We start from the raw sequence: 14,966 nt of genomic DNA, 5'->3' as shown, positions 1-14,966 counted from the left end.
TTCCGGAGGCAGATTAGCCCCTTGGAGAAAAGCCTGCTTCGCCCAGAATTTCCTGCCCACGAGCCGACAACAAGAAATCTTGCAGCAACCCAGCTTCAACATTCGCATTGCGGCGAACGGCCACACCATATTCGATGCGTGGCTGGAACTCGCTGGGGATATCGACGACAGCGAAAGCCGGGTCGGCCGCCAGCAAGCGCGCATTCGAAGAGTAGCTCATCATGAGGTCGACCTTGCCGTCGGTGATCAGATAGCCACCGCCCTTGCCTGCTGGCATCGGCGGCGAGTTGCGACCACCGACCAATTGGTGCGACCGGCTTTTCATCGCCTCCCCCCTTCCCGGATAACGGGCCTCGACGAGATCAAAAACCTCGAAGGCGTAGTCGCCGCCAGGATCGTCTCCGGGCGTCGACGTGCCGATCCTGACTTCCGGATCCGACAGAATGGCGAGGAAGTTTTCCGCCTTCAGGCCGAGATCGGCTCGGGCAAGCACGCACAGTCTGTTTCGGGCAATACATACGGCATTTTCCGTTAGGCCAGCGGCAGCCAGGCGACGCGGATGCGCCATATTGGCCGAAGCGAAAAGATCGAATCCCACGCCCGCCTCGATCTGTTCGCGCAACAGCCCTGCCGGTCCAAGCGTCAGAGCTACAGCAAAGCCGGTTTCCTCACGAAAAGCCTTGATGATCTCCGGGAAGGCATGGCGCAAACTTCCGGCGGACAGGACCTGAACTGCATCACTCACGGGCGATTTCCTTTCCGTTTCCTTTGGCGGAACAACGGCACGAAAGCCGTCTCCATCAGTTCGCCACTTCCGAGCACCGTCGAGCGGACCGGGACACCATAGAGTGCTTCAAGGTTGGCCTCGGTCATCACGTCGACCGTGGCGCCGAAAATTGCCGCAGCCTGATCGAGCATGAGCAAGACCTTGTCGGCAACGGCGACAGCGTGGTTCGGCTGATGAGTGGTAAAGGCAACGGCCAACCCCTGACGATCGGCCAGCCTGGCAAGCAGCGAAAGCACCACATCCTGATTTCTAAGATCGAGCGCTGAAGCCGGCTCATCGAGCAGCAACAGGGCATTCTCGCCGGCCAGCGCGCGGGCAATCAGCACAAGCTGACGCTCGCCGCCGGAAAGGGCGTCGATGTTGCGCTGCGCGTAGTCAGCCATACCGGTGGCGGCGAGCGCATCCATCGCCTTCTCGACATCGATCTTGCGCGGTGTCCGGAAGAGGCCGATGTGGCGGGCACGCCCCATCAACACGACGTCGAGGACGGAATAGGGAAAGGAGCCGGCAAACTCCTGCGGCACGAAACCGGTGCGTTCATTCAGCTGCATGGCGCCGGAGGTTGGACGTTGAAGCCCGGCCAAGACGCGCAGCAAGGTCGATTTGCCACGGCCATTCGGCCCCAGGATCGCAACAATCTCGCCTGCATTCAGCTCGAAATCGAGATCGCGAAACTGCCATCGCTCGCCGTCGTAGGACTGGCTCGCGCCGGATATTTTCAGCCTGATCGGATCAGAAGCCACGACCACCCCTCTGGGTCTGCCGCAATACAAGAGCGAAAACGGGCGTACCAATCAGCGCGGTCAGAATCCCGAGCGGAATTTCCGAGCCTGTCACGGTGCGCGCAACGGTATCGATAACAAGCAGATAGAGTCCTCCGATCAGCAATGAGGCTGGCATCATCACACGATGATCCGGACCGACAAGCATGCGCGCCATATGCGGAACGACAAGCCCCACCCAGCCGATGATGCCGCTGACGGCGACTTGCGCCGCGACGATGCAGGAAACGAGTATCAGGATCAGCCAGCGCAGCGGCTCGACGTCGACGCCCAGAGCACGGGCATCCTCGTCGCCGATCGACAGGAGATTGATGCGCCAGCGCAAACCCAGCAATAGCAGACCCGCGACGAAGACCGGCCCGACCACCAACGAGAATTTCTCCCAATTGGCAGTGGCGAAACTGCCAAGCAGCCAGAAGACCATGGCCGGCAGCTTGTCCTCCGTATCGGCAAGATACTGCACAAGGCTCACCAGCGCTCCAAAAAACCCGCTGACGACAACGCCAGCCAGCACCAGCGCCAGAATATTGCGGCGCGCGACGATACCGTTCAACGCATAGACGATGATGAGAGCAGACAGCCCGAATGCGAAGGCCGAGCCGAGCAGGGCATAACGCGAAAAACTAAGGAGAATGGCAAGCGTGCCGCCGAAGGCGGCGCCGGAGGAAACGCCGACGACCTGCGGACCAACCAGAGGATTGCGGAATACACCCTGCAATGTCGCGCCCGAGAGGGCAAGCCCAGCGCCCGTCAGCAGCGCCAGCAGGATGCGCGGCATGCGCACCGTGAAGACAACATTGGCCTCGGTCGCCGTTACGGGCATTGTGGGCGCCGAGATTGGCGACCAGAGAATTTCCACCACCCGCAGAAACGGAATATCGTACCGTCCCATTCCAAGCGAGATCACTGCAGCGACAGCAAGCAGGATCGCCAGCATGACGATGGTGACCCGCGGTGCGTGCCGGGAAGCGACTTGAGCGCTCATTGCACCGCGCGATAATCGGTGCGGTAGAATTCCTTATAATAGGCGTCGGCCTCCTTCTGCATGTCGATATCCTTGAAACGCTGGGGATACAGCTCCTTCGCCATCCAGAGTTCGCCAAGCGCCATAGCCTCCGGCATTGGGTAACCCCAGGCCTTGGCATATTCCGGCATCAGGTAGATGCGGCCATTCTTCACCGCATCGATCGTCTGCCAGGAGGCGGCCTTCTTAATATCATCGACGACGGCGGGATAGCGCTCCTGGACGAAGATGACGGCCGGATCCCATTTCAGCACGTCCTCCATCGTCACCTGCTTGAAGCCGCTGATAGAATAGGCCACGTTGCGAGCCCCGGCGCGCTCCATCATCAGACCGGTATATTTGCCGCGGCCATAGGTGGTGAGGTCAGGATTGGCCATGTAGACCGGCACGCGCTTGTCTTCCGGAATATCGGCAAGGCGGTCGGCAATCAGCTTGCGCGTCTTCTTGGTGACGGCAATCAGTTCCTCACCCTTGTCCTTGCGGCCGAGAACGTCGGCGATGAGCCGCACGCCGGTCGCAAAGCCTGCATCGATCGCGGCCGGCTCATCCTTGACGGAGGGATTGAGTTTCACCGCCTCCTCCGGAGGAACATCTAACAGCGAGATCGCCACGACGGGAAGCCCGGCATCCTCGATCTGCTTCACCATGTCGGCTGGCGCGTAGTTGGTGACAAAGACGACGTCCGGCTTCAGCTTCAGAAGCTCTTCGATATTCACCTTGGTCAGACCACCCGGCATCGGCAGCTTGGGAAGTTGCGGCGCAAGCCGCACATAGTTGGCGCCGAGCTGCTTCTTCCACTCGTCGAGAATACCGACCACCTTATCCATCGCATCGAGCTGAACTGCGATGTTGAGCGTCTGATGCTGCAGGATGACAACACGGTTCACTGTATCCGGCACATGGACCTGCCGACCGATCTGATCGGTGATGACACGATCGGCCCAGGCGGGCGCGGAAAACAGCAGGCTGCCGAAGAGAACAGAGATTTTCGCAAGAAATAGCAGATGGCGACGGCTGAGCATGGGATTCTCCTGAGACTATCCCAATCGCTAGCATTATATTTTTCCGTATACAACGACCGCATGGCTGCAGAAATCCGCCACCTGGCGCCATCAACGTCGCACACCGGAAACTCCGGAAATATTTGAGCTTTCTGAAATAGCGCGTTGCTCCGGATGGACGCCAAGAGCCACGACACGGCGCGAGCCCAACCTCGCGCCGTGGCTTATCCCGTCAGGCTAAGCTGCCTATCAGCGCGTCTCGAGTATCCGCATCAGGCGGCCACGATAGCTATCGAGAATAACAGCCAACACGATGACTGCGCCGATGACGATCGGCTTAATATTGTCGTCCGCACCGAGTAGCTGCAGCCCTGTGGACAGCACCTGCAGGATGCAGGCGCCCACCAGCGTACCGATGATCGATCCCTTGCCGCCTGAAAGGCTGGTCCCACCGATAATAACGGCGGCAATGGCGTTCAGCTCATAGCCAATACCAGCGACGGGGCTGCCGACGTTGAGGCGCAGCAGGTAGACCATAGCTGCAATGCCGGCCGTCAAACCGGAAATCGTGAAGACCGCAATTTTGATCTTTTTTGGCTCATGCCCCGACAAACGGACCGCTTCCTCATTGGTGCCGACCGCGAAGACGAAGCGACCGAACACCGTGTAACGCAGGACAAACCAACCAATGAGGACAACGACCATCGCAATCAGGAAGATCGATGGGAGTATGTCCCAGAAAATCAGATTGCCGAAATCGACGAAAGGCTGCGGCAGGCCAGTGATGGTGGAGTTGTCGCTGACGACGCGTGCGAGACCGCTCGCGACGTTCAACATGCCGAGCGTGACGATGAAGGAGGGGAGCTTCCACTTCTCGCACACCCACCCGTTGACCGCACCAAGGATGGCGCCCGCGCCCATGGAGGCAAGCGATGCCAGTATGATCGCCTGCCAGGGAGAGAACCTCGGATCGATCATGATCGTCGCGCCGATGACGGTGCAAAGGGCAAGCAGCGAGCCGACCGAGAGGTCGATTCCCCCCGTCAGGATGACGAAGGTCATGCCTGAGGCCAGCACGGTGTTGATGGCAATCTGCACGAAGATTTTCAGAAAATTCTCCGGCGTGGCGAAATAAGGCGCCGTCGCCGAGAAAAATATCAGGATGATGACAAGCGCGATGGCAACGCCGGCCTCCTTCATCGATATCCGAATGAGCTTGTCCCAGACGCTGCTCTCTTTCGCCTCGGTCTTGTTTTCAATGTTGCCGGACACGACTGTACTCCTTGTAGGCGAGGGAGAGGATCCTGCTCTCTTCAAATTGGTCCCGGGCTATTTCTCCAGCGATCTTGCCATCGGAGAAGACGATGATGCGGTGGCAAATGCCAATCAGCTCGGGCAGATCGGAGGATACGACCAAAACCCCCTTCTCTTCTGCGGCGAATTTCCAAAGGAGATCATAGATTTCGGCCTTCGCACCCACGTCTATCCCGCGGGTCGGCTCATCGAAGATCAACACCTTCGGACCGCGGAATAGCCATTTCGCGATGACAACTTTCTGCTGATTGCCGCCGGAGAATGTCCTGACCAGCTGATGAACGGACGGCGTTTTTATATGCAGCTCCCGCACGAGGCGCTGCGCATAATCGTCCTCGACCTTACGGCTGATCAGGCCGTTGCGAGAGATCTTGCCGAGATCCGTTATGGTGGTGTTTTCGGCGCAGCTCATGTCGAGCATCAGCCCCTGCATCTTGCGGTCCTCGGTTGCCAGGCAAAGCCCCGCAGCAACGGCATCCTGCGGCGAATTGATCTCGACCGGCTCGCCATTTATGCGAATTTCGCCGGCAGCCTTCACATCGGCGCCGAATATCGCGCGCACTGCTTCGGTACGACCGCTCCCCACCAGGCCGGCAATACCGACGATTTCGCCCTTGGCGACGGTAAAGGACAGTTCCGGGCTATTGCGTGTGACCTTCAAACCCGACACGCCAAGCGCCTCGCCGGAGACAACGCTGTCACCGCGAAAAGCGTTGTGGTCGGAGAGCGTTCTGCCGACCATCAGCTCGACGATCGCAGGAATACCCAACCCCGCCAGCGGGCGGGTGATTACATGCTGACCGTCCCGAAGCACCGTCACATCGTCGCCGACTTCAAAGATCTCCTCAAGCCTATGCGAGATGTAGAGGGTCGTGACGCCTCGGCCTTTCAACCGTTTGAGAATCTCGAAAAGGCGATCGACTTCCTTGGAGGTCAAGGTCGCCGTGGGTTCGTCCAGAACGAGAAGCTTGCTTTCGTAGCAGAGTGCCTTGGCGATCTCGAGCAACTGCAGCTGGGCGACGCTGAGGCGGCTTGCCAGTGTTGTCGGCGTGACGTCGAGCCCGACCTCAGCCAGCAGCTCTGCCGCCCTGGCGTTCATTTCCTTGTAGTTCACCAGGCCATATCGGCGAGGAATATGCTCGAAGAGCAAATTTTCGGCGACGGTCAGATTGGAAAGAGGGTGCAGTTCCTGATGGATAACGCGAATACCCGCCCTGAATGCCTCAAGCGGCGATGTCGGACTATAGATCTTGCCATCGAACAGTATCTGACCGTCGTCCGGTTTGAACACGCCCCCGAGAAGATTAATCAGCGTGGACTTTCCAGCGCCGTTCTCGCCAAGCAAAATGTGGCCCTTGCCGCGACCAATCTGCATGGACACGTCTCTTAGCGCGACAACGCCTGGGAAACGTTTGCCTATTCCTTCCAGCTTCAGGATGAAATCATCATCTGTGCCTGACACGTCCACCTCGTGCATGTTCTATGTCGAATTGGAAATGGCGAGCCGTCCGCTACCTGCGCCAAGATAGCTCAAAGCCGAGCTTTGACGGGTATTCGACGGGATAGCGATCGCCTAGAGCGTTTACGTTTTTCTTTAGAATCGCGAAAACGCTCTATCTCTTTGTTTTTTACGCATTCCAAACGGAAAACCGCTGCGCACTTTTCCTGGAAATGCTCTATTGGTCAGCGCCGGCCAAAAGCCGGCGCTTTCTTCAACGAGGAAGCCAAGGGTTCTGACTACTTGATGTCCTTGGCCGTGATGAGCGTCACGTCCGTCTTGACCCAGCCGGTGAACTTCTCGCCGGCATATTCGCGAAGGCCGTACTTGATGCCCATGGCAGCCATTTCCGCGCCATACTGTTCGACCGTTGCAAGCATCTTGCCATCCTTGATCAGCGGCTTGACGGAGGGAATATTATCGAAGCCGACGACCTTGATCTTGCCGCTCTGGCCAGACGCATCGAGCGCCTTCACGACACCGAGAGCCATGGAGTCATTGGCTGCCATGACGCCCTGAATATCCTTATACTTGGTCAGGAAATTCGTCATGACGGTATTGGCTTCCTCAGTCTCCCAATGCGCCGTCTTGCTATCGAGAAGATCGAGCTTGCCGGCCTTGATGGAGTTCATGAAGCCGACCTTGCGCTCCTTGGCGTTGTCAGCCTCGGGGTTGCCTTCCAGGATCACGACCTTTGCGCCGGGACCCAGATCCTTGGCGAGCGCGTCGCCTGCGAGCTTGGCACCCTCGGTGTTGTCAGGCCCGAAGAAAGCCAGATCGATACCGGCCGCCTTCTTGGCGTCCGCATCCAGCGGCACGTCGATGTTGATGACCTTGACGCCGGCTTTCACCGCCTTTGCAAGCGGCGTCGCCATGGCCTTCGAGTCTGCCGGCGCGACGACGATAATGTCGTATTTCTGTGTCACGAAGTTTTCGACCGCATCGACCTGTGAGGCGAAGTCACGTTCGTCCTTCATGCCGACGGCCTTAAAGTCAAACTTGTCCTTGTTCTCGGCCGCATATTTGTCGGCACCGGCCTTCATCTGCTTGAAGAACTCATTGGACAAGGACTTCATGATCAGACCCACCTTGGGCTTGCCGGCGGCAAAGGCCGGCGAGACGCCGCAGGACAGGGCAAGCACCAACGTGCCTGCCAGGCCGAGCTTCAACGCCGTGCGGCGCGGAGCACTGATCAAGATGGATTCATGCTTATTGGAATTTGACATTTCTCTCCTCCCGAACGGCCCTGAGCTCAGCTCCACCTGAGTTGCCTGCGGCAATGAACCGTTTCCAAACATCTATTGGGTAGCAATGCCTCCAAGGATTGTCAAGGTGGCGGAAACACCCTGAAAATCGGTATGGATTGCAATTATCCAAAGATATTGCACAATACCGATTGAACCGTTTCCATAAGGCGCTTTGCTGTTTTCTTTGTATGGCCGCAACAGCCGTCAAATTTGGGATGCGACGCCGCGACGAAGGCGCTAGAGACCGTTGGCAGCGAGCTTGGATCAGGGGTCCTTTGCTGCTGAAGATGAAGGACATGTGTTTCCGTTATGCCAAAAGTCGGAATTCGAGACGTCGCCAAACTCGCAGGGGTTTCCACCGGAACCGTTTCGAGAGTCTTGAATGAGCATCCTTCCGTCACACAGGAAGTGAGAGAGCGCGTCAGCGGCATCATCAAAGAACTCGGCTATATGCCTGACCCATCCGCAAGGAGCATGCGCAGCAAGGTCAGCCGCCTTATCGGCATCGTCATTCCTGATCTCACCAATCCCTTCTTCTCGGAACTGGTTCAATATGCGGAACAAGCCGCAGCGAGGCATGGCTACAACATCATCGTCATGACCTCCTTCGATCACCCCGCAAAGGAGGCGGACCGGATCGGGCAACTGACGAGCCGGAAGGTCGACGGCATCATCCTCGTTCCCAGCAACGATTTTCATACGCTGAAACTGCCGAAGGGGTTGCCGATCGTGGTCGTCGACCGCCTTATGCCCGGATATTCCGGGATAGCGTCGGATCATCGCAGCGGGGTGAGGCTTGGCATCGACTATCTTCTGGAACTCGGCCACCGTCGCATCGGCTTCATCTCAGGCCCGGAGCGTTCGGTTCCCGCCAATGACCGCCTCAAGGGTTACCTCGATGCAATGAAGCAGGCCGGTGATGGCGGACGCTTGGCCGAACCTCCATTGATCGCCGAGGCAGGTTTCGATTATGAAAGCGGGCGCTCGGCCGGAAACTATCTCCTCGCACGTGCCCGCCACGAGCGGCCGACCGCCATTTTTGCAAGCTCGGATCAGCAGGCGATCGGCTGCATGAGGGCGGCTTATGATCTCGGCATCCCGATCCCCGCAGCGCTTTCCATCGTCGGCTTCGACGGCATTCCTCTCTCGAACATGACCATTCCGCGGCTGACCACAGTGAAGCAGCCAATTCAGAAGATCGCAGCGGCGGCCGTGGCCGTTCTCCTGAACGAGCGACCGGTGCCGAGCGTAGACGATCCGATCCTGTTTGCCTGCGAACTTGCCGAGGGCGAAACGACGGCGGCACCTCAGCCGGATTAAATACCCGCAGGAGAGAGGATTGCAATTTAATCGCGATCTGGCATTTGATGTTCAATCCTCGAGGGCGCCCCACCATGACCGCAAGATCCATCCCCCGCTCGCATATCCGGACGGCCCGGCTCAACCTGCGGCCGACATCCTCGTCGGATTCACAAAGGGCTTTGGAAATCCAGAGCGACTGGGATGTGGCACGTATGTTGGCCAATGCTACCTACCCTGCCGACAGGAAGGATATGGAGAACTGGTTTGCGAGCCATGAGCAGGAATGGGCCGAGGGGACCGCTTATCGCTTCGCTATCGAGCGAGAAGGAAGAATGATCGGGATCGTCGATGTCGACGGCATTGCGGCTGATGAAGGCAGCCTCGGCTATTGGCTCGAAAGAGCCGCCTGGGGCCAGGGCTACGCCTTCGAAGCCGCCCAGGCGCTGATCGGATTCGCCTTTTCCGAAGTGGGATTATCGAGCCTCGTTTCCGGTCGCGCCGCCGATAACCCGGCATCCGGTCACGTACTGACGAAACTGGGCTTCACCCAGATTGACAGCAGAGAGCTTTTTTCACGATCACGCGGCGAAACCATCCTCCAGTGCCGCTATATCCTGGCGCGCTAGGGGCCTGGATACGGCCAGCTCTCCGCATCGAAAGCAGCCGCATCCTTGCTCAGCCGGCTCCTTTTAGAGCTCGACTTCGTAGACCTGCTCGTGCGTCGCAACGAAGGCCCTGCCTTCGGGCGTCACCCAGCCCCGAAACATTCCAGGCGTATTGTAGGGCGCAGCGACAATACCCTCAGCATCCAGGGCTACCAATCCCGCACCGATCTGATGCGGGGCCAGATCGTGGTTGATGAGCCCGTCCGTCGCGACCGCGATATCCTGCTTGAGATAGGCCATCCGAGATGCGATCTCGTGTCCAACGACATAGCGGATGAAGAACTCACCCTTGCCTGTGCCGGAAACTGCACAGACGCCGTCGCGCGCGTAAGTGCCCGCGCCGATGACCGGGCTGTCGCCCACCCGTCCGTCAGGCTTGTTTGTATAGCCGCCGGTCGACGTTGCAGCGGCGAGATGGCCGGCGGCGTCTAGGGCCACGGCGCCGACGGTGCCGTGTTTTTCGTTTTCTGTCCCTTCAGTGCCGGCAGCGGCGTGCCGTTTCATGGCTTGCAGCGCATCAACCCGCTTCTGCGTGGTGAAATAGGATTGCGGCTCGACCGGGAGGCCCTTTTCCTCGGCGAAGCGATCTGCCGCGGGACCGGTCATATAAACCGCGCGACCATCCTCCATCAACAGACGGGCTGCCTTGACCGGATTGCGGATCGCATGCGATGCGCTGATGGCACCCGCTTCCAACGTCGCGCCGTCCATGATCGATGCGTCGAGTTCGTGCACGCCTTTTTCGTTGAGGGCCGCACCATGACCGGCATTGAAATGCGGGCTGTCTTCCATGACAACGACAGCGGCTTCGACGGCATCGACCGAGCTGCCGCCTGCCTTGAGCAGCGCATAGCCTGCACGCAGAGCCGCACCGAGATCGCGTCGCGCTCCCTCCCATTCCTCCGGTGTCATGCTATCTTCCGGCATGACACCGCAACCGCCATGAATGGCCAGCGCAATTTTCGTCATTTCCTGCTCCGATCCGGCATCGGCATATCCTGTTCGCCGAACGCCACTTCCATGAGTGGTGTCCAATCCAGAAGATCGGGCAACACGATTCAATTGAAGGCGATATCGCCGATGACCCTTACTCTGACGCGGCGCGCACCGCCAGGCAGATAAGCGATCGGAATGTCTTCGACCTCAAGCGTTTTCAGGCTGGCGCGGCTTGCTCCGGAAGCAACGGCGCCGTCCTGAGCCTCGGCCTCAGCCTTGGTGATCGCCTCGTCACGGCTCAGCCCGGAGAATACCTGGTCGACTTCGCCCGACACCTGCGCCATCGCCGCACCCAGCGCGTTGGCGACGCCGGCATTCTCGACGCGAAGAACCTCCGACGCTCCCGCGATCTTTTCGGGAATCAGGAAGGCGCCGCCACCGACAGCAATCAGCGGCACATCCTCCGCCGAGGTCTTCATCTGATCGAAGCTATCCGTCACCATATCGCGGATGCGCTCGAGGCTCGCCTTGACGAAGGCCGGATCGAGATTGCGAACGCGATCTTTGTTGCCCATCTCGATCAGGCCGGCGGCGACGGCGACATCCGACGTCGTCAGCGTATTGCCGCCAAAGACGCGCGCCTCCGTCAGGATGCGGTAGCCAACAGAACGGGGGCCGATCTTTCCCGTTTCCGGATCGATGATCGTGCCGCCGCCAAGCGCGATCGGCAGAAGATCTGGCATGCGGAACAGCGTGCGCACGCCACCGATATGGACGATGTTATTGGCCTCGCGCGGGAAGCCGCCGACCAGGCAGCCGATATCAGAGGTCGTGCCGCCGACATCGACAACCATGGCATCGCTCAAGCCTGTCAGGAAAGCCGCGCCGCGCATCGAATTCGTCGGGCCGGAGGCAAAACTGTGAACCGGATTGGCCGCGGCGACATCTGCAAGCGCGACAGTTCCGTCGTTTTGCGTCAGATAAAAGGGAGCGGCAATGCCTGCTTCGCGCAGCGCGTCCGAGAACGCCTGCACGGTGGTCCTGCCGAGCGACTGCAGTGCCGCATTGAGAAGCGCGACATTTTCACGCTCGAGCAAACCGATCCGTCCAAGCGTGTGCGACAGCGTGATCCTTGCATCGGGGATCACCGAACGGACGATCTCGGCGGCCCTGACCTCGCATTCCGTTGTCAGCGGCGAAAAGGTCGCCGATATCGCGATCGATGTGATACCGGCATCGCGGATCTTCATCGCAGCTTCACGGATTTCATCCGGAATCATGGGTACGAGCGGGCTGCCGTCATATTCGTGGCCGCCGTGAACCATGAAGATGAGCGGATCAACGGCCGCGCGCAAATCCTCCGGCCAATCGCACATCGGCGGCAGGGACGCGCCGGTCGGCAGCGCAATGCGGATCGCCGCCACACGTTCCAGCCGCGCCCGCTCGACGACGGCATTGGTGAAATGCGTGGTGCCGATCATCACGGCGTCGATCGGCCGGCCGGATGCGCCGGCATGGCCGGCGACATGGGTCAGGGCCGCCTTTACGCCGGACATCACGTCCTGCGTCGTGGGAACCTTGATGGAAGCGATGATCTTCTCACCGTCGATCAGAACGGCATCCGTATTGGTGCCGCCAACGTCAATGCCGATGCGTTTCATGCGAATACCGATCTGAAATCAATGTCATAGCCAAAAGCACGCGGGCCGACCGCAGCGATCCCTGCAGGCGAGGTCAAAAGCTCTGGCGCGGGCAATGCCACCACGGTCACGCGTTGGCCATAGCGCACAGACTCGGTGCCAATAGCGCTGCCGGAAATCGTGTCGAGGAGGCAGAGGAGATCCGGCGTCATTGCCACCGGCTCGCCATCGCGGAAGGCGACGGCCCACTCGTTCTGGAAGGCAAGCTCCATGCGCGAACCTCTGTCTGCATCGATGCCTTCAATCACGGTGCGCCCACGCAGGAAGCCGCCGGTGGTTTCACGCGCTACATCGATCACCTTGCCGCGGAACAATTGCTTGCCGCCCTCGTGATCGAGAACCGCCTTGACCGGATCGTCATGACGCGCGCGCGCCTTTATGACGGCACGGCCAAGCTCCGTCGCCTTGGTGATGGTGTAGTGAATGCCCCAGTCCTTTACCTCACGGCCAGTCCGCGGCGCCTTGCAGGTGGCGGCGGTCGAGCCGACTTCAGTGCAGACCTTGCGCGAAATCCGCTCCATCCACTTCCAGGACGCAGCCTTGGTGACGATGACCTCGTTGTCACGCACATCGACGAGAGAAAGCGGATACATTGGCAGATTGCCGATGGCGAAAGAGGTCATCTGCGCCTCGGGATAGGCACGCCCCATGGCATCGGCGTTGACAACAGGCCTGCCCAGCATCGCTGCGGCGAGGAAGGAGGACAGCGCATTCGAGCCGCCGATCTCGACGCTCATGATCGCGCGGAAGGGCTTGCCGAGGTAGTCTTCCATGACCTCAACCGCACGCGCCAGGTGCACTGGATCGCTGAGGCGTTCCTGTCCCACAAGCGGCGCCCCCATTTTCGAGACGACGGCCACCATGTCGTCGTCGTCGAGGGTCATCGGATCCATCACTTGCACGCGACGGCCCTCGGCATAGAGCCTTCGCAGATTGAGGGTCGAAATATAGGGATTGCCACCGCCTCCGGTTCCCAGGATCCAGGCTCCCGTTGCGAGCGGCTCGATATTTTCTTCGGAAAATTCCTGAAGCATGTTTCACCTTCGGCAATGGCTGCCCGACCCCCAAACGGGGCCGGGTCTATCTCTTGTGCAAGCGAGGATCAGTTCGCCTTGCAGTCCCAGTGGAAATTCGAGAAGTTCAGATCCCAGCTCTGCATGGGAATAAATTCGTAGCCCTGCAGGCACTTGTTCGCCGCGTAGCGCCGGTTCGGCGATACGGCCCATACGTCAGGCTGCAGTTCGGCAAGCTTTGTCTGCAGCTCCTTGTAGGTCGCATTCTGCTCCTTGATGTCGGTGGTCGCTCTCGCCTTGTCGATGAGCGCATCGACCTCGGGATTTTGCAGCCATTCCATCGACATCCAGGTGCCGGAAGCCTTGGAGTGATATTGGTTGTAGAAGATCGCGTCGGGCGACGGGTAGTTGGGCGAGATGTTGACCTGCGTCGATGCCGGTGTGGTCTCGGGCTTGGACGAGAGTTCGACGATGCGGTTCCAAGGCTCGGGCTTGATATCGAGCGTAATGCCGATCTGCTCGAGATTGGCCTGCATCAACAGCGCGACCTCGGATTCGAAGGCAAGCGAGGCGACGTAGCTGTTGACCAGCGTGATCTTCTGGCCGGCATATTTCGATTTCGCGAGCTCTTCCTTCGCCTTTTCGAGATCGAAGACGCCAGGCTGGATGTCGTCGTTATGGGCGTCCTTGAAGACGGTCGAAAGCGGGCCAGTCATGTCGAAGCCCGGATAGATTGCCTCCTGAATAGTTTTGTAGTCGGTGGCATAGGCGATCGCCCGGCGCACGTGCACATCGTCGGTTGGATAGACCTTGCTGTTCAGCTTGATGACAAAGCCGCCGGCCGTCGCCGACTGGAGCAGCTTGTAGCCCGGCATTTTGCCGATCGTTTCATAGGTATCATTGCCGAGGCCATGCGAGGAGAGACCGAGCTCGCCCTTTTCCGCCAGCGCCTTGACGGTCGCATCGTCGCTCGTCTGAACGAAGCGCACTTCGTCGATCGGCGTGCCCTTGGTCCAGCCGAGGAAATAATCGGCGTTGCGAGCGATCACCATATCGGCGGAGCGATTGTAGCTGACGAGCTTGTAGGGGCCGGAGCCGGCGGAGTGCTCGCCCACATAGGCTTCGCCCCATTTGTCATCCGGCTTGGAGTTGGCTTCGATCAGCTTCTCGTTCAGCGCCATCATCAGCGGCGTGACGGCCATGAACGGCGAGAACTGGCGATCTAGTTTGACGACGACGGTCTTCTCATCCGGTGCGGTGACGTTTTCAGGCTTCACGAGACCGACGACGAGATTGGATGGGCCCTTGTTGATGCCGATCAGGCGCTGAATAGACCAGACGAAGTCGGAGGCTTTGACGGGCTTGCCGTCCTGGAACTTGGCATCGTCGCGAAGATGGAACGTATAGGTCAGGCCGTCCTGGGAGATCTCCCATGATTTGGCCAGATGCGGCACGATCTCGCCGGTGGGGCTGACCGTCGTCAGGGCATCATACATGTTCACGATGGCCATGTAGCCCGTGTAGTCGGTGACCTTCGCCGGATCGAGTGAGCTGAAAATCTGCATCGTGTTGACGGCAATCGACACCTTGTCGGCTGCCGATGCCGCGACCGAGGTCAGCGGCGATGCCATGGCACCGGCAAGCAGAAGTGCCGAAAGACGCAGACCGTTGGAACCCATCTTCATTTAAGTTCTCCT

13 protein-coding genes are annotated in these 14,966 nt (G+C 59.4%); 2 read left to right on the top strand and 11 right to left on the bottom strand.

The features are described from left to right. Positions 1–13: 13 nt before the first annotated feature. From ACIQJ2_RS05285 to ACIQJ2_RS05255, 7 genes are all read right to left on the bottom strand, one after another. Complete coding sequence (locus ACIQJ2_RS05285) at positions 14–745, bottom strand: molybdate ABC transporter substrate-binding protein (protein WP_400665053.1); 732 nt, start codon at positions 743–745, stop codon at positions 14–16. Continuing rightward, complete coding sequence (locus tag ACIQJ2_RS05280; protein ID WP_400665056.1) at positions 742–1,530, bottom strand: ABC transporter ATP-binding protein; 789 nt, start codon at positions 1,528–1,530, stop codon at positions 742–744. The genes ACIQJ2_RS05285 and ACIQJ2_RS05280 overlap by 4 nt, the downstream gene beginning before the upstream one ends. After that, on the bottom strand, positions 1,520–2,554 hold the full coding sequence (locus ACIQJ2_RS05275) for a FecCD family ABC transporter permease (RefSeq protein WP_400665059.1): 1,035 nt from the start codon (positions 2,552–2,554) through the stop codon (positions 1,520–1,522). The genes ACIQJ2_RS05280 and ACIQJ2_RS05275 overlap by 11 nt, the downstream gene beginning before the upstream one ends. Beyond that, positions 2,551–3,615, bottom strand: coding sequence for an ABC transporter substrate-binding protein (locus ACIQJ2_RS05270; protein ID WP_400665062.1), 1,065 nt, complete (start codon positions 3,613–3,615; stop codon positions 2,551–2,553). The genes ACIQJ2_RS05275 and ACIQJ2_RS05270 overlap by 4 nt, the downstream gene beginning before the upstream one ends. A 228-nt stretch (positions 3,616–3,843) precedes the next feature. Continuing rightward, positions 3,844–4,866, bottom strand: a complete 1,023-nt coding sequence (locus ACIQJ2_RS05265; RefSeq protein ID WP_400665065.1) for an ABC transporter permease — start codon at positions 4,864–4,866, stop codon at positions 3,844–3,846. Then, positions 4,850–6,385 carry a sugar ABC transporter ATP-binding protein gene (locus ACIQJ2_RS05260; protein ID WP_400665068.1) on the bottom strand — a complete coding sequence of 512 codons (1,536 nt, stop codon included), beginning with the start codon at positions 6,383–6,385 and terminating at the stop codon, positions 4,850–4,852. Before ACIQJ2_RS05260 ends, ACIQJ2_RS05265 begins: the two co-directional genes overlap by 17 nt. Positions 6,386–6,645: 260 nt before the next feature. Further along, positions 6,646–7,632, bottom strand: coding sequence for a sugar ABC transporter substrate-binding protein (locus ACIQJ2_RS05255; protein WP_400665071.1), 987 nt, complete (start codon positions 7,630–7,632; stop codon positions 6,646–6,648). A gap of 330 nt (positions 7,633–7,962) precedes the next feature. Between ACIQJ2_RS05255 and ACIQJ2_RS05250 the strand changes: the two genes are divergently transcribed. Together ACIQJ2_RS05250 and ACIQJ2_RS05245 are read left to right on the top strand one after the other, a co-directional pair. Continuing rightward, positions 7,963–8,973 carry a LacI family DNA-binding transcriptional regulator gene (locus tag ACIQJ2_RS05250; RefSeq protein ID WP_400665074.1) on the top strand — a complete coding sequence of 337 codons (1,011 nt, stop codon included), beginning with the start codon at positions 7,963–7,965 and terminating at the stop codon, positions 8,971–8,973. A gap of 74 nt (positions 8,974–9,047) precedes the next feature. Continuing rightward, on the top strand, positions 9,048–9,581 hold the full coding sequence (locus ACIQJ2_RS05245; RefSeq protein ID WP_400665077.1) for a GNAT family N-acetyltransferase: 534 nt from the start codon (positions 9,048–9,050) through the stop codon (positions 9,579–9,581). Positions 9,582–9,644: 63 nt separating this feature from the next. On the opposite strand, the gene ACIQJ2_RS05240 is transcribed toward ACIQJ2_RS05245, so the two are convergent. The 4 genes from ACIQJ2_RS05240 to ACIQJ2_RS05225 form a co-directional block, all read right to left on the bottom strand. After that, positions 9,645–10,589 (bottom strand): isoaspartyl peptidase/L-asparaginase family protein, encoded by a 945-nt coding sequence (locus ACIQJ2_RS05240; protein WP_400665080.1) that lies wholly within the window; start codon positions 10,587–10,589, stop codon positions 9,645–9,647. An 89-nt stretch (positions 10,590–10,678) separates the two neighbouring features. Then, positions 10,679–12,217, bottom strand: coding sequence for a hydantoinase/oxoprolinase N-terminal domain-containing protein (locus ACIQJ2_RS05235; protein ID WP_400665083.1), 1,539 nt, complete (start codon positions 12,215–12,217; stop codon positions 10,679–10,681). After that, positions 12,214–13,290 carry a DUF917 domain-containing protein gene (locus ACIQJ2_RS05230; RefSeq protein WP_400665086.1) on the bottom strand — a complete coding sequence of 359 codons (1,077 nt, stop codon included), beginning with the start codon at positions 13,288–13,290 and terminating at the stop codon, positions 12,214–12,216. Before ACIQJ2_RS05230 ends, ACIQJ2_RS05235 begins: the two co-directional genes overlap by 4 nt. A 68-nt stretch (positions 13,291–13,358) precedes the next feature. Beyond that, positions 13,359–14,954, bottom strand: coding sequence for an ABC transporter substrate-binding protein (locus tag ACIQJ2_RS05225; protein ID WP_400665089.1), 1,596 nt, complete (start codon positions 14,952–14,954; stop codon positions 13,359–13,361). Positions 14,955–14,966 lie beyond the last annotated feature (12 nt).

Source organism: Rhizobium sp. NPDC092011, from assembly GCF_044756305.1.
In the GTDB taxonomy this organism is placed as follows: domain Bacteria; phylum Pseudomonadota; class Alphaproteobacteria; order Rhizobiales; family Rhizobiaceae; genus Rhizobium.
This window is presented reverse-complemented; position numbering and strand designations above follow the sequence as displayed.